We start from the raw sequence: 17,511 nt of genomic DNA, 5'->3' as shown, positions 1-17,511 counted from the left end.
CGGCCGGAGCGCCAGCGGGGGCCTCGGCGTGCGCGGCGGCCGGAGCGGCGGCCGGGACGGCGCCGTGGGCGCTCGCGGCGGAGGCGGCGGTGACGGGGATGGCGATGGCGGCGGCGGCCACACCGGTGGCGACGGCGACGCGGGACAGACGGGTGCCCAGAACGGACATGGGGGTGTTCCTCTCCGACGCCTGCGAGGTGAGCTGTCGGGTTCGGGCGGGGAGTTCGCCCGGTCGCGGAAATGACGCGACTTCACCCCAAGCCGTCCCCGGATCACCGGGTGCGGCACTTACCTTGGGTCCCCCGCTCCTGCCGTGCACGGAAGGGTGCGTGACCCCGGACGGCGGCAGGACTCGGCGTTCCGCCCGGTGGCCCGCCCAGCCGTTGTGGCCGGGCAGGCTCCGAGGAAAACCGATGGGCCCCTCCGGTGGCAAGCTCCCCGTCTCCGGAGGCCCTCGGGGGCCCCTGCGGGGGTCACTCTCCGCCCGCCGCCGGTGGGCGGAGCGCAGTCACCGCAGTGACCGTACGTGCCCGGATCATCAGCAGTCAGGCAAATCGGACACCCCGCGTGGCTGCCCGCTCGCGGCCCGGCACGGATCATGGCCCGCCCGGTGACGCTGGTCACCCGGGGGGCCGATAGCCTCGCTCCCGAGCGGTGTTCGACCCCTTTTCGAGCGAGGAGCCCGGGTGCGCGCGCAGTCCCGGCTGGATGTGATCCAGCGCAGCGTCGTCCGGGAGATGGCCCGGTTCGGTCAGCGGTTCACGGTCGAGGGCAGTGTGGTCCGCGGGCCCGGGACGACGGCCGTGGCGGTGCGGGAGCACCCCGGCGAGGGCGGCGGCGCGGGGCACGTCGACCTCGGTTTCGCCTTCGACGTGGGGCGGGCGGGCGGCCCGGTGGTGTGGGACTGCACGGCGGGCCTCGGCCGGACGGAGGAGGAGCGGCTGGAGAGCGCGGTGCGGATGTGGGCGACCACCACCGCGGCCGCCGTGGTCGAGCTGCAGGAGGGCCGCGGGGCGCACGGCGACCACGTCCGCGCGGCGCGGTTGCCGGGTTGGCAGGCCGTGCAGGGACCGGCCGCCGTCTTCGGCTTCGACAGTGAACGGCTGTCGGAGTGGCTCGCCGGCCACCGGCTGCTGCCGGAGCTCGCCGAGGTGCTGGCCCCGGAGCTGGCTCCGGACGGTGCGGAGCCGGCCGTGACGGGTGTGAAGCTGTTCCTGGGCGGCCGGGCGGGCGAGGACGTCGCCGAGGTCCGGGTCAACGGCGCGGTGTCCGAGTCCGCCTCGGCGGCGCTGCGTGCGCTCGGCTGGCCGCGCGGCGAACGGCTGTGCTGGGCACGGCTGTTCGTGCTGATGGTGCCGGAGGGCCGGCCCGTCGGGGAGGCCCCCGCGGCGGTTCGCTCCGTCCCCGTGGACGCCGGCGGCGCCCGGCCCGCCGGGGCCGTGGGGAACACTGCGCCCGCCGCGCCCGCCACGCGGCTGGGGGTGCTGGCCCGCTGGCGGCGGGCCCGGGCCGGACGGTAGGTCCGGGCGGCCGGCTCACGACGGCGGTCGGCCCGGGTCGGGCGACACCGCCGGGACGGACGGGCACGACCGGGTCGGACGACACCGCCGGGACGGGGACGGAACCCGGCCCGCGAGGGCGGAGTCCGTCCCGCGAAGGGGACTTCGGCCCACCGGAGCGGAGTTCGCCCGCCGGGGCGGAGTCCGGCCCGCGGGAGGGGTCAGCTCGCGACGGAGGAGATGGTCTTCGCCAGCTGGTTGAGGAAGTCCTGGATCGGCCGGGCCGCCGTGGACTGGCTCACCATGAAGCCGAAGAGCGCCGCGATGATGGCGTGGCTGGTCTTCAGCTGCTTGTTGCGGATGAAGATGACGACGATGACGCCGAACAGGAACAGCGCGGAGACGGAGAAGGCCACCCTGGCTCACTTCCTCAATCTGTGGCAGGGGTTCGTGCTGGAACCCCGTGTCGGAACCGGACCGCGGCCTGCGCCGACCGTCCCTGGCACGAGTCGACCGATCCCGCCGCCGTGGAGGCGTCCGCGGCGACGGTGACGCCTGCTGTCTGCCGCACCTCTCGCCCCCCGTCCCCCGAGCATCGACCAGCCCACCCGGACTCAGTGTGGTCGTTCGTGCTGCCTGCGTAAAGGACTAGCCGAGAGCCCGGAGCGAAGATCCTGCCATGTGAGACGAATTTCCGCCGACCGAGACGATAGCCGATGTCTTCTGACGAACCGTCGGCGGGGGCGGGGTGGAACGCGCCGGAATGGCCAATCGGCAGGCCCGGGGCCCGCGCTCCGCAGGTGAAGAGGTTGTCAGGATTGGCCGAAGATCACTCCCGGGGGTTGACAGGCGCTACTGCCGCCACACCAGCAGCACGGCGCGGTCGTCGTTGACGTCCTTGGCGACGGTCTCGATGAGGCGGCCTGCGGCGCCGCGGAAGCCGTTGACGACGAGTCGGTCGGCCTCGCCCATCAGCCGGTCCATGCCCTCGGCGAGGTCGCGGCCGGGGATCTCGACCATGCCGTCGGTGCACAGCATCAGCACGTCCCCGCTGTCGAGCCGGCCGCGCAGGCCCTCGAACTTGGCACCGTCGTAGATGCCGAGCAGCGGGCCCTCCTCGGACTCCTTGGCCTCCCAGACGCCGGTACCGCCGTGCCGCTGCATGCCGGGCAGGTGGCCGGCGGAGAGCAGTTCGTACTGGCCGGTGTCGAGGTCGAGCACCAGGTGGACGGCGGTGGCGAAGCCCTCCTCCCACTCCTGGCGCAGCAGGTAGCCGTTGGCGGCGGGCAGGAAGTCGTGCGCGGGCAGCGAGCCGAGCAGTCCGCCGAAGGCGCCGGAGAGCAGCAGGGCACGGCTGCCGGCGTCCATGCCCTTGCCGGAGACGTCGGCGAGGACGACCTCCAGGGTGCGGCCGCCGGGGCCGGTGCGGGCGGCGACCACGAAGTCGCCGGAGAAGGACTGGCCGCCGGCGGGGCGCAGCGCCATGTCCGCGGACCAGCCCTCGGGCAGCCGGGGCAACTGGCTCTGCACCCGGAGCCGTTCGCGGAGGTCGAAGAGCATGGTGCCGCCGCCGCGCCAGGGCACGCCGACCCGGCTGCGGAACTGGGCGAGCAGCAGGCCGGCGACGCCGACCGCGCCGACGACCAGGGCGGCGCCGGGGGTGACGCCGTAGACGTAGGCGTCGGGGTTGTCGCTGGCGACGCGTTCGCCGGTGTGGATGAGCGATTCGGTGGAGAGGCCGACCGCGGCGGCGGCGTAGAGCAGGACGAGGGTGCCGGGGCGCAGCAGCAGGGAGCCGGCGAGGACGGGGAGCACCAGGGAGGTGGGCGGCACCCAGGCCGGGATCCAGATGTTGAGGACGACGAGCAGCGGGACGGCGGCGAGGAAGAGCGCGAAGGCGAGCCAGTCGGGGGCGGCGCCGCGGAAGTAGTCGACGCCGGTTCGGCGCACGGTGCGTCGGGCCCGGCGGAGCCTCGTGCGCAACCGGGCCGTCACGGGCTCCCTGGCCGCGCTCGCGGTGGGGCCCGTCGCAGTCGTCCGGGGCGGGGTGCCCTGCGTGCTGCCAGCCATGGGGTCCGACCTTATCCACGGTTGCGGGTCGGCGTCGACGCCTGCGCCGGGGCTGCGCGGGCGCCCGGGTGTTCTGCGGCGGGTTTCGGCCGGGTGGCGGGAGTGCGCCGTCGTCCGCGCTCCGGGGGCGCGTGCCGTCGTCCGGGCGCCGGGTGGTGACGGCGCGGCGGTAAGTCGGTCGCACACGGCCGGCGCCGGGTGCGAGGGTGGGCGGCATGACGACAGGTGACACCGGCACGCTGACGGTCCGTCCGCTCGCCGCGGAGGAGTGGGACGGCTGGTACCGCCGGCTGGAGGTCGCGTTCGGCGGTGAGGAGGAGTCGGCCGAGGAGCGGGAGCTGTACCGCTCGCTGACCGAGGTCGGACGTTCCCTGGTGGTGTGCGACGGTGCGGAGCCGGTCGGTGGCGGCGGGGCGTTCAGCTTCCGGATGGCGGTGCCCGGCGGGGCGGTGCTGCCGGTGGCGGGCGTCACCATGGTCGGCGTGCTGCCCACCCACCGCCGCCGGGGCGGGCTGACGGCGCTGATGCGGAGGCTGCTGGACGACGTACGGGCCGCGCGGGAGCCGCTGGCGGCGCTGACCGCCTCGGAGCCGGGCATCTACGGCCGGTTCGGGTTCGGGCGGGCCACCTGGCGGATGGCGGTGAAGGTGCCCTGCCACCGGGTGTCGCTGCCGGTGGCGGAGAACCCGGCGCTGCGGTTGCGGCTGGCCGACCCGGTGGAGGCCTCGCCGGCCTGCGAGGAGCTGTACGCCGCGCTGGTGCCGGGGCGTCCGGGCCGGCTGGAGCGGAGCCCCGGCTGGGAGCGGCACCCGCTGCTGGACGTGCCGTCCTCGCGGGGCGGCTTCTCGCCGCGGCAGTGCGTGCTCGCCGAGGACGCCGAGAGCGGCAAGCTGCTCGGCTACGCCCGCTACTCGGCGAAGGTGGACTGGTCGGCGGCGGACAACGCGGTGGGCCGGGTGAAGGTGCGGGACGTCGAGGCGCTGACGCCTGCGGTGTACGCGCGGCTGTGGCGCTTCCTGCTGGACCTGGACCTGGTGGACACGGTGGAGGCGGGGAACCTGCCGGTGGACGATCCGCTGCTGCACCTGGTGTCGGACGTGCGCCGGCTGGAGCCGCGGCTGAGCGACGCGCTGCACCTGCGGCTGGTGGACGTCGGGGCGGCGCTGGAGTCGCGGGGCTACGCGCAGCCGCTGGACGTGGTGCTGGAGGTGGCGGACGGCTTCTGTCCGTGGAACGCGGGTCGCTGGCGGCTGCGCAGTGCCGGGCCCGGCCGGGCGACGAGCTGTGTCCGCACCGGGGCGCCGGCCGATCTGGTGCTGGACGTCCGGGAGCTGGGGTGCGCCTACCTCGGCGGGGAGACGCTGGCGGCGCTGGCCCGGGCGGGTCTGGTCACCGAGCTGCGGGAGGGGGCGCTGGCGCAGGCGTCGCGGGCGTTCGCCTCGGACGTGGCACCCTGGCTGCCGCACGGGTTCTGACGGCCCGTGCGGCCCAGGCGTCTCGGAGGGGTCGGTCAGCCCTGGGGGTGGTGGGCCGGGATCGGCGGGAGCTCGCCGGTGGTCTCGTACTCGCTCAGCATCTCGATCCGGCGGGTGTGCCGGGCCTCGCCGCTGTACGGGGTGTTGAGGAAGATCTCGACGAACTTGGTGGCCTCGTCGAGGGTGTGCATGCGGCCGCCGACGGAGATGACGTTGGCGTTGTTGTGCTCGCGGCCGAGGGCGGCGGTCTGCTCGCTCCAGGCGAGCGCGGCGCGGACGCCCTTGACCTTGTTGGCGGCGATCGCCTCGCCGTTGCCGGAGCCGCCGATGACGACGCCGAGGGCCTCGGGGTCGGCGGCGGTGCGCTCGGCGGCGCGCAGGCAGAACGGCGGGTAGTCGTCCTCGGCGTCGTAGATGTGCGGGCCGCAGTCGACCGGCTCGTGGCCGGCCCCCTTCAGCCACTCGACGAGGTGGTTCTTCAGTTCGTATCCGGCATGGTCGGAGCCCAGGTACACGCGCATGACCATGAGTGTGGCATGCGCGTGCACCGGCCCGCGGGAGGGGGCGGGCGCGTGCCCCTGCGCCCCGGTCAGCGGGTGCGGCCGAGGAGCTTCCAGGCGAGCGGCAGGGCGCCCATGGCGAGGACGGCCTTGAGGGCGTCGCCGACCAGGTAGGGGTAGAGGCCGAGGTCGGCCGCCTTCGCGAGCGGGACGTGCAGGGCGGCGGCGAGGTAGGGCACGCCGACGGCGTAGATCGCGAGGTTGCCGAGGACCATGGCGCCGGCGGTGCGCAGCGGGCTGCGGTCGGCGCCGCGGCGGGCGAGCGCGCCGGTGAGGCCGGCGGCGAGGACGAAGCCGAGGACGTAGCCGAGGCTGGGCATCGTCCAGCCGGAGGTGCCGTCGGCGAACCAGGGCAGGCCGGCGGTGCCGGCGAGCAGGTAGAGGCCGAGGGCGGCGGTGCCGCGGCGGGCGCCGAGGGCGGTGCCGACGAGCAGTGCCGCGAAGGTCTGGCCGGTGACGGGGACGGGCGAGCCGGGCACCGGGACGGACAGCTGGGCGGCGAGGCCGGTGAGGGCGGCGCCGCCGGCGACGAGGGCGAGTTCGCGCACCTGGCCGCCGAGGCGGGTGGTGGCGCGGGGCAGCAGGTCGGCGAGGACGAGGGTGCCGGGGGTGCCGGGGGTGCCGGTGATCGGCGCGGCCGTGGCCATCGGAGGGCTCCGCTTCTGCTCGATGATCAGTGAACAGTTGTGAACCTACGCGCAGGTGTGCGAACTGACGGCGCCGTCTCCGACAAAGCGTCAGGGCCGGGCTTTGTGGGGTCCTGCCTGCGGCACTGCGCCGGCGCTCCGGTGCCACGGTGAGACGTCGGGCACGCAGCGTCACGGGAGTGTCCGAATTGCGGTCTCTCGCCGGGATTTCTTGGCGTGTCCATCCGGCCTGCCGAATAGTGGACAACTCGTTCCGATATCCGACGAACTCTGGATGCGCCGATGACGACCACCCCCACGCCCACCCTGGAGCGGCCGGCCACCGAGCCCGCCGCCGAGGGCACGCTGGCTGCGGGCCTCAAGCCTCGCCATCTGTCCATGATCGCGCTCGGCGGCGTGATCGGTGCCGGCCTCTTCGTCGGCTCCGGCGCCGGCATCGCGGCCGCCGGCCCGGCGATCATCCTGGCGTTCGCCATCTCCGGTGTCCTCGTCATGCTGGTGATGCGGATGCTCGGCGAGATGTCCGCCGCCCGCCCGTCCAGCGGTTCCTTCTCGGTGCACGCGGAGCGGGAGATCGGGCCGTGGGCCGGCCTGACCGTCGGCTGGATGTTCTGGACGCTGCTGTGCGTCGGTGTCGCGGCGGAGGCGATCGGCGCCTCGCACGTGATGCAGGGCTGGTTCCCCGGGGTGCCGCTGTGGGTGTGGGTGGCCGTCTTCATGGCCTTCTTCTGCGCCAGCAACCTGGCGGCGGTGAAGAACTTCGGCGAGTTCGAGTTCTGGTTCGCCGCGATCAAGGTCACCGCGATCGCCGCGTTCCTGGTGATCGGCGTCCTGGCCATCACCGGTGTGCTGCCCGGCACCGACTCCCCCGGCGCCGCCAACCTGACCGGCCACGGCGGCTTCCTGCCGAACGGCACCACCGGCCTGGTCACCGGCCTGCTGGCCTCCGTCTTCGCGTACGGCGGCCTGGAGACCGTGACCATCGCCGCCGCCGAGTCCAAGGACCCCCGGCGCAGCGTGGCGGGCGCGGTGCGCACCGCGATGTGGCGGATCGCGCTGTTCTACGTCGGTTCGATGGTCGTGATCGTCACCCTCGTCCCGTGGAACGACTCCTCGATGCTGAGCCCCGGCCCGTACGTGGCGGTGCTGAACAGCCTGGGCATCCCGGGCGCCGGCCAGGTCATGAACGTCGTCGTGCTGATCGCGCTGCTGTCCGCGATGAACGCCAACATCTACGGCTCCTCCCGCATGGCGTACTCGCTGGTGCAGCGTGGCCAGGGCCCGAAGGCGCTGGCCAAGATCGGCGGCGGGGTGCCGCGCCGGGCCGTGCTGGCCTCCTCCGGCTTCGGCTTCCTGGCGGTGCTGCTGAGCTACTGGTGGCCGGACACCGTCTTCACCTGGCTGCTGAACATGGTCGGCGCCTCGGTGCTGGTGGTCTGGGCGTTCATCGCGGTGGCGCAGCTGCGGATGCGGCGGCGGCTGGAGCGTGAGGCGCCGGAGCAGCTGTCGGTGCGGATGTGGGCCTTCCCGTACCTGACCTGGGTGGCGCTGGCCGGCATCCTGGGCGTGCTGGCGCTGATGCTGCTGGACGAGAACAACCGGATCCAGCTGTACTTCACCGGCGGTCTGGCGGTCGCGCTGGCCGTGGCCGGCTGGCTGAAGCAGAAGCGGGCCGTGACGGCCTAGGGCACGGGTACGACGGAGGGGCGCGGGATAACCCGCGCCCCTCCGTCGTACTCCCCGCCGGGGTCCTTACTCGAAGGACGGGCCGGCGGTGCGGGTGCGCTTGATCTCGTAGAAGCCCGGGGTGGCGGCGACGAGCAGGGTGCCGTCCCACAGGCGGGCGGCGGCCTCGCCACGCGGGGTGGGGGTGACCACCGGGCCGAAGAAGGCGATCCGGTCGCCGTCCGGGCCGTCGACGGCGATCACCGGGGTGCCGACGTCCTCGCCGACCAGCGAGATGCCCTCGCGGTGCGAGGCGCGCAGGGCGTCGTCGTGGGCGTCGGTGTCGGCGGCGTCGGCGAGCTCGACCGGCAGGCCGGCGGCCTCCAGGGCGGCCTCGATGGTGGCCCGCTCGTTCGGCAGGCCCTGGTTGTGGAAGCGCAGGCCGAGCTCGGTGTAGAGCGGGCCGAGCACCTTGTCGCCGTGCGCCTGGGCGGCGGCGATCAGCACGCGCACCGGGCCCCAGCCCTTCGCGAGCAGTTCCTTGTACTTCTCGGGCAGCTCGTCCCGGCCCTCGTTGAGCACGGACAGGCTCATCACGTGCCAGCGGGTGTCCACCGGGCGCAGCTGCTCGACCTCCAGCATCCAGCGGGAGGTCATCCAGGCCCAGGGGCAGATCGGGTCGAACCAGAAGTCGGCGATCTTGCGGGAGTCGGCAGTCGTCACGGACGGCGTCCTTCGGTCGGCGTTCGGGTGCATGGGTGTACCCCGCGGTGCCAACCGCGCGGCGGCCCGGTTGATTCCGTGCGCACCGCCCGGTGCTGTGCCGGGGCGGCGCGGGCGGCGCGTGAAAGGATGCCCCCGGCCGGGCCCACCGGCGCGGCCGTGCAGTTTTCCTCACAGCGTGCGATCCGGACAAAGGAGTACCGCCGTGCCGGGCAAGAACCTGAGCCGCGAAGAAGCCCAGCAGCGGGCCGAGTTGATCCAGGTGGAGGGCTACCGCGTCCATCTGGACGTCACCTCCGCGCCCGACCCGGCGGTCGACGTCTTCCGCTCCACCACGACCCTGGCGTTCCGCTGCTCCGCGCCGGGCTCGGACACCTTCGTGGACCTGCTGGCGCCGGCCGTCCGCTCGGTGGTGCTGAACGGCCGGGCGCTGGACCCGGCCGAGGTGTTCGACGGCGCCCGGGTGGCGCTGCCGGGCCTGGCCGCGCAGAACGAGCTGGTCGTGGAGGCGGACTGCGCGTACAGCCGCACCGGCGAGGGCCTGCACCGGTTCGTCGACCCGGCGGACGGCGAGACCTACCTGTACACCCACTTCGAGCCGGCCGACGCCCGCCGGGTGTTCGCGAACTTCGAGCAGCCGGACCTCAAGGCCCCGTTCTCCTTCACCGTGACCGCGCCGGCGGCCTGGGACGTGTACGCCAACGCGGTGCACGAGGAGGTCACCGCGGACGGCAGCGGCAGCCGGACGTGGCGGTTCGTCCCGACGAAGCCGATCTCGACGTACCTGACGGCGGTGGTGGCCGGGCCGTACCACGTGGCCCGCGACCACTACGGCCGCACCCTGCCGGACGGCACCCGGCTGGAGATCCCGCTCGCCGCGACCTGCCGCCGCTCGCTGGCGCCGTACTTCGACTCGGACGAGATCTTCACCGTCACCAAGCAGGGCCTGGACTTCTTCCACGACGAGTTCGACTACCCGTACCCGTTCGGCAAGTACGACCAGTGCTTCGTCCCCGAGTACAACATCGGCGCGATGGAGAACCCGGGCTGCGTGACCTTCCGCGAGGAGTTCGTCTTCCGCTCGAAGGTGACCGAGGCGGCGTACGAGGGCCGGGCCAACGTGGTGCTGCACGAGATGGCCCACATGTGGTTCGGCGACCTGGTCACCATGAAGTGGTGGGACGACCTGTGGCTGAAGGAGTCCTTCGCGGACTTCATGGGCTCGTTCTCGCAGGTCGAGGCGACCCGGTACCGGGCGGTGTGGATCACCTTCGCGAACCGCCGCAAGGCCTGGGCGTACCGGCAGGACCAGTTCCCGACCACCCACCCGATCACGGCGGACATCCGGGACCTGGAGGACGCCAAGCTCAACTTCGACGGCATCACCTACGCCAAGGGCGCCTCGGTGCTCAAGCAGCTGGTGGCGTACGTCGGCCGCGAGCCCTTCCTGGCCGGCGCCCGCACCTACTTCAAGCGGCACGCGTACGGCAACACCGTGCTCACCGACCTGCTGGACGCCCTGGAGGAGACCAGCGGCCGCGACCTGACCGCCTGGTCGGCCGCCTGGTTGCAGACCTCCGGGGTGAACACCCTGGCCCCGCAGCTCACCGTGGACGCCGAGGGCCGGATCACCGAGCTCGCCGTCGTCCAGGACGGCGGCGTGCTGCGCCCGCACCGGATCGCCGTCGGCCTGTACGACCGGGACGAGACCGGGGCGCTGGTGCGCACCGCGCGGATCGAACTCGACGTGACCGGCGGCCGCACGGTGGTCGCCGACGCCGTCGGGCTGCACCGGCCGGCCCTGGTGCTGGTCAACGACGACGACCTGACGTACTGCAAGGTCCGCTTCGACGAGGGCTCGCTGGCGACGCTGCGCGCCGCCCTCGGTGACGTCCGGGACGACCTGGCCCGGGCGCTGGCCTGGTCCGCGGTGTGGAACCTGACCCGCGACGGGCTGATGCCGGCCCGCGACTACCTGGCGCTGGTGCTGGACTTCGCCGGCCGGGAGTCCGAGATCGGGGTGCTGCAGTCGCTGCACCTGCAGGCGCAGACCGCGCTCGACCTGTACGCCGACCCCGAGTGGCGCGAGGAGGGCGGCCGGCTGCTCGCCGAGTGCGCCGTCCGCGAGCTGCGCGCGGCCGTGCCGGGCAGCGACCACCAGCTGGCCTGGGCGCGCTTCACCGCCGCGGCGGCGCACGGCCCCGAGCAGCTGCGGCTGGTCCGCGGCCTGCTGGAGGGCACCGCCCGGATCGACGGTCTGGACGTCGACCAGGAGCTGCGGTGGTCGCTCTGGCTGGCGCTCGCCGCGGCCGGCGCCGCGACCGGCGAGGAGATGGAGCAGGAGCTGCAGCGGGACAACACCGCGAGCGGCCGCCGCCAGCTCACCCAGTGCCTCGCCGCGCTGCCCACGCCCGGTGCCAAGGCCGCCGCCTGGACGGCCGTCGTGGACTCCGACGAGCTGCCGAACGCCCTGGTGGAGGCCCAGATCGCGGGCTTCGCGCAGGCCGGTCAGCGGGAGCTGACGGCGCCGTACACCGAGCCGTACTTCGCGATGCTGGAGGACGTCTGGAAGCAGCGGTCGATCGAGATCGCGATGCGGATCGTCGGCGGCTTCTTCCCGAAGTACCAGACCGGGCAGAAGACCCTGGACGCGGCGGACGCCTGGCTGTCCGAGCACGAGGGGGCGGCGCCGGCGCTGCGGCGCCTGGTGGTCGAGTGCCGTGACGACCTGGCCCGGGCCCTGCGGGCGCAGGCCTGCGACCGGGGCTGACCCGGGGGACGACGAGGGGCGCGGGGATCCGCGCGGCGGGACGGCACACGCGGTGCCCTTCCGACTCGCGCGGATCCCCGCGCCCCTGTTGTCGCTGCCCCTGTGCCCCGGGCGCCGCCGCTACTTGAGCGTGGCCGAGGTGAGGCCGGCCTGGACCTGGCGCTGGAAGGAGAGGTAGACCACCAGCACGGGCAGCATGGCGATCGTCATGCCGGCGAACAGGGCCGGGGCGTCGCTCTTGTAGCCGGACTGGAAGGCGAGGTTGACCAGGCCCTGGGCGAGCATCGAGTGGTCGGCCTCGCCGGCGGTGGTGGGCTGCATCAGGGTCACCGGCAGGATGTACTGGTTCCACTGGCCGAGCACGTTGAAGATGCCGACGCTGATCAGGCCGGGCTTGGCCATCGGCACCATGATCCGGAAGAACGCCCGGGTGTGCGAGCAGCCGTCCAGCATGGCCGCCTCGTGCACGGCGGTCGGCAGGGTGCGGAAGAACGAGTACATGAAGAAGACGGTGAACGGCAGCGAGAACGCCACGTACACCAGGATCAGGCCGAGGTAGCTGTTGAGGCCGAGCAGCGGGCTGACCTCGCCCAGGTTGCGGACCATGAAGAACAGCGGCACCAGGGCCAGGTACACCGGGAACATCGCGCCGGCGACGAACAGGTAGTAGATGACCTTGTTGCCCCTGAACTCGTAGCGGGCCAGCACGTAGGCGGCCATCGAGCCGAGCAGCATCGTCAGCGTCAGCGAGCCCGACAGGACGATCAGGGTGTTGACGAAGAATCCGCCGATGCCCTTCTCCCAGGCACGGCCGAAGGCGTCGAACTTGAAGGTGTCGGGCCAGCTCCAGGCGGAGCCGTTGATCTGGGCGTCGGTCTTGAAGGAGCCGAGGACGACCCAGGCCAGCGGCAGGACGATCATCACGGCCCACAGGGCGAGGAAGCCGTGCGAGAAGACGTTCAGCACGCCGCCGCCTTCGGCGAAGCGCTGCGGGCGGTCGGTGGGCCGGCTGCCGGCGCGCTGGCCGGGGAGGCTCGCGGCCTTGTCGAGAGTGCTCATGTCGCCGTCCCCGCTCAGTACTCGATCTTGTCGCGCTTGGTGACCCAGAGCGAGACGATGGTCAGGATCAGCGTGAAGAAGAAGATCACCACGCCCATGGCGCAGGCGTAGCCCGCCTCGCCGTTGCGCAGGAAGCTGCGCATCAGGTACGTGGAGATCAGCTCGCTGTGGTGGTCGGGGCCGCCGCCGAAGTAGGCGCCCGGGGTGATGCTGGAGACGAGGGCGAAGGCGTCCATCGCGACGATCGCCAGGTACACCCAGGCGGTCTGCACGGTCTCCCAGAGCAGCGGCAGGGTGATCCGGAAGAAGGTCTGGGCGCGCTTGGCGCCGTCCAGCAGGGCGGCCTCGTAGATGTCCTTGGGGATGGACTGCATCGCCGCGGAGAACAGCACCAGGTAGAAGCCGACGCCGGACCAGACGAGGACGGCGAGCACGCACCAGAGCACCATGTCCGGGTTGGACAGGAACTGCACCGGGTCGTTCGCCGAGGCCAGGCCGAGCTTGATCAGGATGCCGTTGGCGAGGCCGCTGCCGTCGGTGCGGTAGACGGCGCCCCACAGCACGGCGAGGATCGCGATCGACAGGACCTGCGGGAAGAAGAAGACCACCTTGTAGAAACCGGCGCCGCGGACGCCCTGGACGCCGCCGGTGCCGGTCTTCCCGCCGACGTTGAGCATGAAGGCGAAGAAGAGCGCGATCAGTATCGTCACGATCGGCAGCAGGACCAGCAGCAGCAGGTTGTGCCACAGCGCCCCGCCGAAGACCTCGTCATCGAGGAGTCTCGTGTAGTTGTCCAGGCCGATGAAATTCATCTCCTGGCTCGCCCCGGACCAGTCGGTCAGGGAGTATCCGAAGGTCTGTGCGTACGGCCAGAGCACCAGGCCGACGTACAGCACGATCGGGAGGAAGAGGAACCCCACGATGAAGGGGTACTTGCCGTGACGCATGCGGTCACTTCTCCTGTCCGTCAGGCGGGCGCACCGGGGGCGGTTCGGGGCCCCCGGTGCGCTGTTCGAGTCCGACCGGTCAGGCGGTCTTGTTCTTGGTGGCCGACTCCTTGGCGCGCTTGATCCACTCCGCGGGAGTGATGCGCTTGGCCATGAGCTCGCCCGAGGCGTTCTGCAGGTCCTCGTCGAACTTGGAGGCGGTGTTCGGGTACTGGAAGTTGAAGGTGTTGGCGGCGGCTGCCTTCAGCGCGACCACGGTCGAGGCCGTGCCGGGCTTCAGCTGCACCTCGGGGCCGACGCCGTCCTTGAGGCAGGTGAGGCTGTTGGCGGTCTGGGCGAACTTGCCCGAGGCCTCCTTGGTCAGCATGATGCGCAGCAGCTCCAGGCCGCCGGCCACGTTCTTGGCCTTGGCCGGGACGATGAAGGGCTCGCCGGCGCCGGCGCGGATGGCCTCGAAGGGCAGCTTGTCGCCGGGCAGCGACGGGATCGGCAGGAACTTCATGTCGAAGTCGGCCGGGGTGGTCGGCAGCTGCTCGTTCTCCAGCCAGGAGCCGGAGGGGATGAACGCGGCCTTGTACTGGTTCCAGGCGGTCTGCGACTCGGTGTGGGTCATGCCGTTGGTACCGGGCAGCAGGAAGTCCTTGTCGACGACCTGGAAGAACGACTCGACGGCGGTCTTCACGGCCGGGTCGTCCCAGGCGGCGGCGTCGAGGCTGTCGATCCGCTTCATGAGGTCCAGGCCGCCCTGCTTGGCGATCATGTCCATCATGACGACGTTGATGTAGTACGGGTACTTGCCCTGGTGGGCGAGCGGGGCGATGCCCTTGGCCTTGATCTTGCCGCAGAGGTCGATGAACTCGGCCCAGGTCTTCGGCGCCGTCCAGCCGTTGTCCTTGAAGAGCTTGCCGGAGTACCAGAAGCCCCAGACGGTGTAGACGTAGGACAGGTTGTAGACCTTGCCCTTGACGGTGCCGGACTCGATGGTGCCGGGCATCAGGACGTCACGGATCTTCTTCGACGGGTCGTCGATGTAGGGCGCGTCCAGCAGCGGGGCGAGGTCGGTGAGCTGGCCGGAGTCGGCGAGGACGTCGAGCTTCATCTGCTTGGCGCCCGAGTCGTCGATGACGTCCGGCGGGGAGCCGGCGTTGAAGCGCGGCTGGAGCTTGCCGGTGACGTCCTTGTCGGCCTGGTGGTTGATCTTCGCGCCGGGGTAGCTCTTGGAGTAGATCTCCTCGAACCGCTTGGCGTACTCGTTGCCGTAGCCGCCGTCGAAGATGAAGACCTCGAGGCCCTCGCCGTCCTTGACGCCGAACGGGTTCTTCGCGTCGGTCAGGTTGTAGCCCGCGGCGCCCTTCGCGCCCTTGTCGCTGCTGCCGCCGGTGCCGCCGGCACACGCGGTGAGCAGGGAGCCGCCGGTCGCAGCGAGCACGGCGATGCCGGCGGCGCGCTTGAAGATGTCCCGGCGGTTGTACTCGGTTGCAGAGCCCATGAAGTGTGCCCCTAGCCCCTCGATGTCCAAGAAGATGGTGATGCCGCGGGGTATGACGAGATGTCAATTCCCGGTCTTTCAGGCCCGCCTAGCGGCAACTGCGCCGGTCAGAGGCGTGCGGTCGATGCGCACAGGTATAGTCCACTGTTCACCCTCCGGCAATAGTCGGGCCGCTGGATGGGTCAGGTTGGGAGTCAAAGCGTTGCGGGCGGTGCAGCATGTGCAATGCGCAGGGAGCCTGCCCATTGCGGCCGCCCGACCGGTACCGAGAAGGTAGCGCGTTCTTGCGCGTTTGAACATGGAAACGCGCAGCTTCGCGCATCAACGAACCGAAATCGTGATGCCCGAAACTGCGCGTCCGGCACGGCCGGAAGCCAGTGGTGACCCCCGGCCGTTACCTCCCGGCCGTCACCTGCCGCCCGTCACCTCCGCAGGCCGGCGTCCAGGGCGGCGACCAGCGTCCCCTGGCTGTCGTCGTTGTCGAGCGACCACGCCATCACACCACCGAGGCCGTTCACGGCGACGTAGCGCGCCTTGCGGGTCAGCAGATCGGGTGTGTCGTACGTCCAGAACTCGGTGCCGTCGTACTTCCAGGTCGCGCCGTGCCGCCGGTCCTCGTGGACGGCGCCCGGCAGGTCCTTGATCCGGTTCCAGGGCAGGTTGCCGCCCTGGGCGAGGCCGGTGGCGCTCTGGTACAGGCCGGCCCGGCCGCCGTCCGGCACGCCCGTCCAGCCGTAGCCGTAGAACGGCACGCCGAGCACCGCCTTGGCCGCGGGCAGGCCCTTCGCGAGGTAGTGCCGCACCACCCGGTCCGCGCTGTAGCCGGCGTTCGCCGGGGACGGGTCGGCCGGGTCCGAGTAGAGGTTGGCCTGGTGGTTGGTCGGGCCCTGGGCCTCCCAGGGGCCGTGCAGGTCGTAGGTCATGAGGTTGAGCCAGTCCACCGACTTGGCGACCTTGCGGACCTCCAGCCGGTCGGCCTTCTCCTCGCCGGCCGGGACGGCGGCGGTCAGCAGGTAGTGCGCGTGCCGCTGCCGGCCGAGCGCGTCCAGCTGGCGGCGGAACTCCTGCATCAGCAGGGTGTAGTTCCGGCCGTCCTCCGGGCGGACGACGTTGCCGGCGTCGCCCCCGCCGCCGGGGTACTCCCAGTCGATGTCGATGCCGTCGAAGACGCCGGCGCCCGCACCGGCGCCGCCCTCGGCGGAGCCGAGCTGCGGCAGGTCGCCCTTGAGGTAGAGGTCGACGCAGGAGGAGACGAACTTCTTGCGGGCGGCGTCCGTGGCGGCGGCGTCCGAGAAGTACTTGGACCAGGTCCAGCCGCCGAGCGAGATCACCGCGCGCAGCTGCGGGTTCTTCGCCTTGAGCTTGCGCAGCTGGTTGAAGTTGCCCTTCAGCGGCTGCTCGGCGGTGTCGGCGACGCCGTCCACCGACTCCTCGGCGCCGACCGGGCGCTGGTAGTCGGCCCAGGCGTCGCCGACACCGGCGGCGTTGGCCTCGAAGCAGGTGCCGTCGGCGGAGACGTTGCCGAAGGCGTAGTTGAGGACGGTGAGCTTTCCGGCCTGGCCGGAGTCCTGCACCTTCTTGGCGGAGTAGCCGCCGTAGATGCCCCACTGGGTGAAGTAGCCGACCCGCTCGCCCTTGAGGCGGGGGCCGTGGTCGTGGGCCTGGGCGGCGGTGGGTGCGGCAAGTGCGGCGGCGACCGCCATCGCGAGGACTGCGGAGGTGCGTCTGGGCATGCCGTGGCCTTCTCTGAATCGGCGTCAATTGGTCTGAACCAAGCCGAGACAGAGGTTTAGTCCACTGGGGCCGGTGCGCACAAGGGGGCGGTCACGGACGGGTGTTGGCGCGGTACGCCGCCACCGCGCGCCGGAACGGGTCCCGGAGCCGGGAGGCGAGCACCGGCAGGCCGTCCCCAAAGAGCCCGGCGAGGCCCGCCGGACGGCCCGTGACGGCCGGCAGCAGGGAGGGCATCGGGCCGACCACCTCCGGCCCGTCCCCGGCGGTCCAGGAGGTGTCGGCGGCCCGCAGCCGCAGCCCGGCGGCCCGGCACCCGCCCCCGATCAGGACGTCGAGGCGGAGGTGGAGGTCGGCGCAGCGGGTCAGCGCCCGCGGCGGATGGGCGTGGGTGATGCCGAGCGGGCGGCGGATGTCCTCGGCGTGCACCACCGTCTCGCCGGGCCGGGTGTCCGTCGGGCCGGGCGGGTGGCGGACCGGGCGGGTGGCGGACCGGGCGGGTGGCGGACCGGGCGGGTGGCGGACCGGGTCGAGCTCCGCCTCGGAGGCGGCCACGGTGGCGGCCGGTTCCCCGACGGTCGGTGCGGCGACCTCCCGGGCCGTCATCACCTCGAAGCGGAAGCCGGCCCGGGCCGTCCCGGGGAAGAACAGCGGCGGGGTGGTCCGGGCCGTCGCCGCCGTGTGCGCCGACGTGTCGCGGACGCTCCGTCCCGCGTACGGCGACTCCACCGTCCACTGCTCCGCGGTCAGGTCCCGGACGTCCGCCGGCAGGGCCCGCCGTTCGGTGTGGACGAGGTCCGACAGGTCCGACCGCGTCGCCGTGCTTCCGTGCCACCACGGCGACGGCCGGGCCGCACCCCCGCACAGGGGAAGTCG

14 protein-coding genes and 1 riboswitch are annotated in these 17,511 nt (G+C 72.3%); of the genes, 4 read left to right on the top strand and 10 right to left on the bottom strand.

Annotation, left to right across the window (positions count from 1 at the left end):
* Positions 1–174: 174 nt before the first annotated feature.
* A riboswitch (cyclic di-AMP (ydaO/yuaA leader) is annotated at positions 175–340 on the bottom strand.
* A 346-nt stretch (positions 341–686) separates the two neighbouring features.
* Positions 687–1,520 (top strand): DUF6348 family protein, encoded by an 834-nt coding sequence (locus ABD353_RS36020; protein WP_344627930.1) that lies wholly within the window; start codon positions 687–689, stop codon positions 1,518–1,520.
* A gap of 200 nt (positions 1,521–1,720) precedes the next feature.
* On the opposite strand, the gene ABD353_RS36015 is transcribed toward ABD353_RS36020, so the two are convergent.
* Both ABD353_RS36015 and ABD353_RS36010 read right to left on the bottom strand, forming a co-directional pair.
* Positions 1,721–1,915, bottom strand: a complete 195-nt coding sequence (locus ABD353_RS36015; protein WP_030270493.1) for a hypothetical protein — start codon at positions 1,913–1,915, stop codon at positions 1,721–1,723.
* Between the two features lie 436 nt (positions 1,916–2,351).
* Positions 2,352–3,482: a SpoIIE family protein phosphatase gene (locus tag ABD353_RS36010; RefSeq protein ID WP_344627932.1), complete on the bottom strand. Its 1,131-nt coding sequence runs from the start codon at positions 3,480–3,482 to the stop codon at positions 2,352–2,354.
* Positions 3,483–3,784: 302 nt separating this feature from the next.
* Here ABD353_RS36010 and ABD353_RS36005 point away from each other — a divergent pair, with 302 nt between their 5' ends.
* Complete coding sequence (locus ABD353_RS36005; RefSeq protein WP_344627929.1) at positions 3,785–5,044, top strand: GNAT family N-acetyltransferase; 1,260 nt, start codon at positions 3,785–3,787, stop codon at positions 5,042–5,044.
* A 35-nt stretch (positions 5,045–5,079) separates the two neighbouring features.
* Here ABD353_RS36005 and ABD353_RS36000 read toward each other — a convergent pair whose 3' ends face one another.
* The gene (locus ABD353_RS36000) at positions 5,080–5,565 is read right to left on the bottom strand and encodes a ribose-5-phosphate isomerase (protein ID WP_030270489.1); all 486 of its coding nucleotides are present in this window, start codon (positions 5,563–5,565) and stop codon (positions 5,080–5,082) included.
* Between the two features lie 68 nt (positions 5,566–5,633).
* Complete coding sequence (locus ABD353_RS35995) at positions 5,634–6,251, bottom strand: biotin transporter BioY (RefSeq protein WP_344627928.1); 618 nt, start codon at positions 6,249–6,251, stop codon at positions 5,634–5,636.
* Positions 6,252–6,533: 282 nt separating this feature from the next.
* Here ABD353_RS35995 and ABD353_RS35990 point away from each other — a divergent pair, with 282 nt between their 5' ends.
* Positions 6,534–7,937: an amino acid permease gene (locus ABD353_RS35990; protein WP_425555324.1), complete on the top strand. Its 1,404-nt coding sequence runs from the start codon at positions 6,534–6,536 to the stop codon at positions 7,935–7,937.
* Between the two features lie 66 nt (positions 7,938–8,003).
* Here the strand turns inward: ABD353_RS35990 and ABD353_RS35985 are convergent, their stop codons facing one another.
* Entirely contained in the window at positions 8,004–8,672 is a 669-nt protein-coding gene (locus tag ABD353_RS35985) for a mycothiol-dependent nitroreductase Rv2466c family protein (protein ID WP_344627927.1), read from the bottom strand.
* A 172-nt stretch (positions 8,673–8,844) separates the two neighbouring features.
* Between ABD353_RS35985 and pepN the strand changes: the two genes are divergently transcribed.
* Positions 8,845–11,409 carry an aminopeptidase N gene (pepN, locus tag ABD353_RS35980; protein WP_344627926.1) on the top strand — a complete coding sequence of 855 codons (2,565 nt, stop codon included), beginning with the start codon at positions 8,845–8,847 and terminating at the stop codon, positions 11,407–11,409.
* A 120-nt stretch (positions 11,410–11,529) separates the two neighbouring features.
* On the opposite strand, the gene ABD353_RS35975 is transcribed toward pepN, so the two are convergent.
* The 5 genes from ABD353_RS35975 to ABD353_RS35955 form a co-directional block, all read right to left on the bottom strand.
* Positions 11,530–12,468 carry a carbohydrate ABC transporter permease gene (locus ABD353_RS35975; protein ID WP_344627925.1) on the bottom strand — a complete coding sequence of 313 codons (939 nt, stop codon included), beginning with the start codon at positions 12,466–12,468 and terminating at the stop codon, positions 11,530–11,532.
* Positions 12,469–12,482: 14 nt separating this feature from the next.
* A complete protein-coding gene (locus tag ABD353_RS35970) occupies positions 12,483–13,415 on the bottom strand; it encodes a carbohydrate ABC transporter permease (RefSeq protein ID WP_344627924.1) in 933 nt (310 codons plus the stop codon).
* 79 nt (positions 13,416–13,494) lie between these two features.
* Complete coding sequence (gene ngcE / locus ABD353_RS35965; protein WP_344627923.1) at positions 13,495–14,904, bottom strand: N-acetylglucosamine/diacetylchitobiose ABC transporter substrate-binding protein; 1,410 nt, start codon at positions 14,902–14,904, stop codon at positions 13,495–13,497.
* A gap of 422 nt (positions 14,905–15,326) precedes the next feature.
* Positions 15,327–16,637, bottom strand: a complete 1,311-nt coding sequence (locus tag ABD353_RS35960) for a glycoside hydrolase family 18 protein (RefSeq protein ID WP_344627922.1) — start codon at positions 16,635–16,637, stop codon at positions 15,327–15,329.
* 91 nt (positions 16,638–16,728) lie between these two features.
* A partial coding sequence (locus ABD353_RS35955; RefSeq protein WP_344627921.1) for a maleylpyruvate isomerase family mycothiol-dependent enzyme occupies positions 16,729–17,511 on the bottom strand: 783 nt, incomplete at its 5' end.

Source organism: Kitasatospora arboriphila (assembly GCF_039528095.1).
Lineage (GTDB): Bacteria > Actinomycetota > Actinomycetes > Streptomycetales > Streptomycetaceae > Kitasatospora > Kitasatospora arboriphila.
The sequence above is the reverse complement of the archived record's forward strand: the minus strand, read 5'-3'. Positions and strand labels throughout refer to the sequence as shown.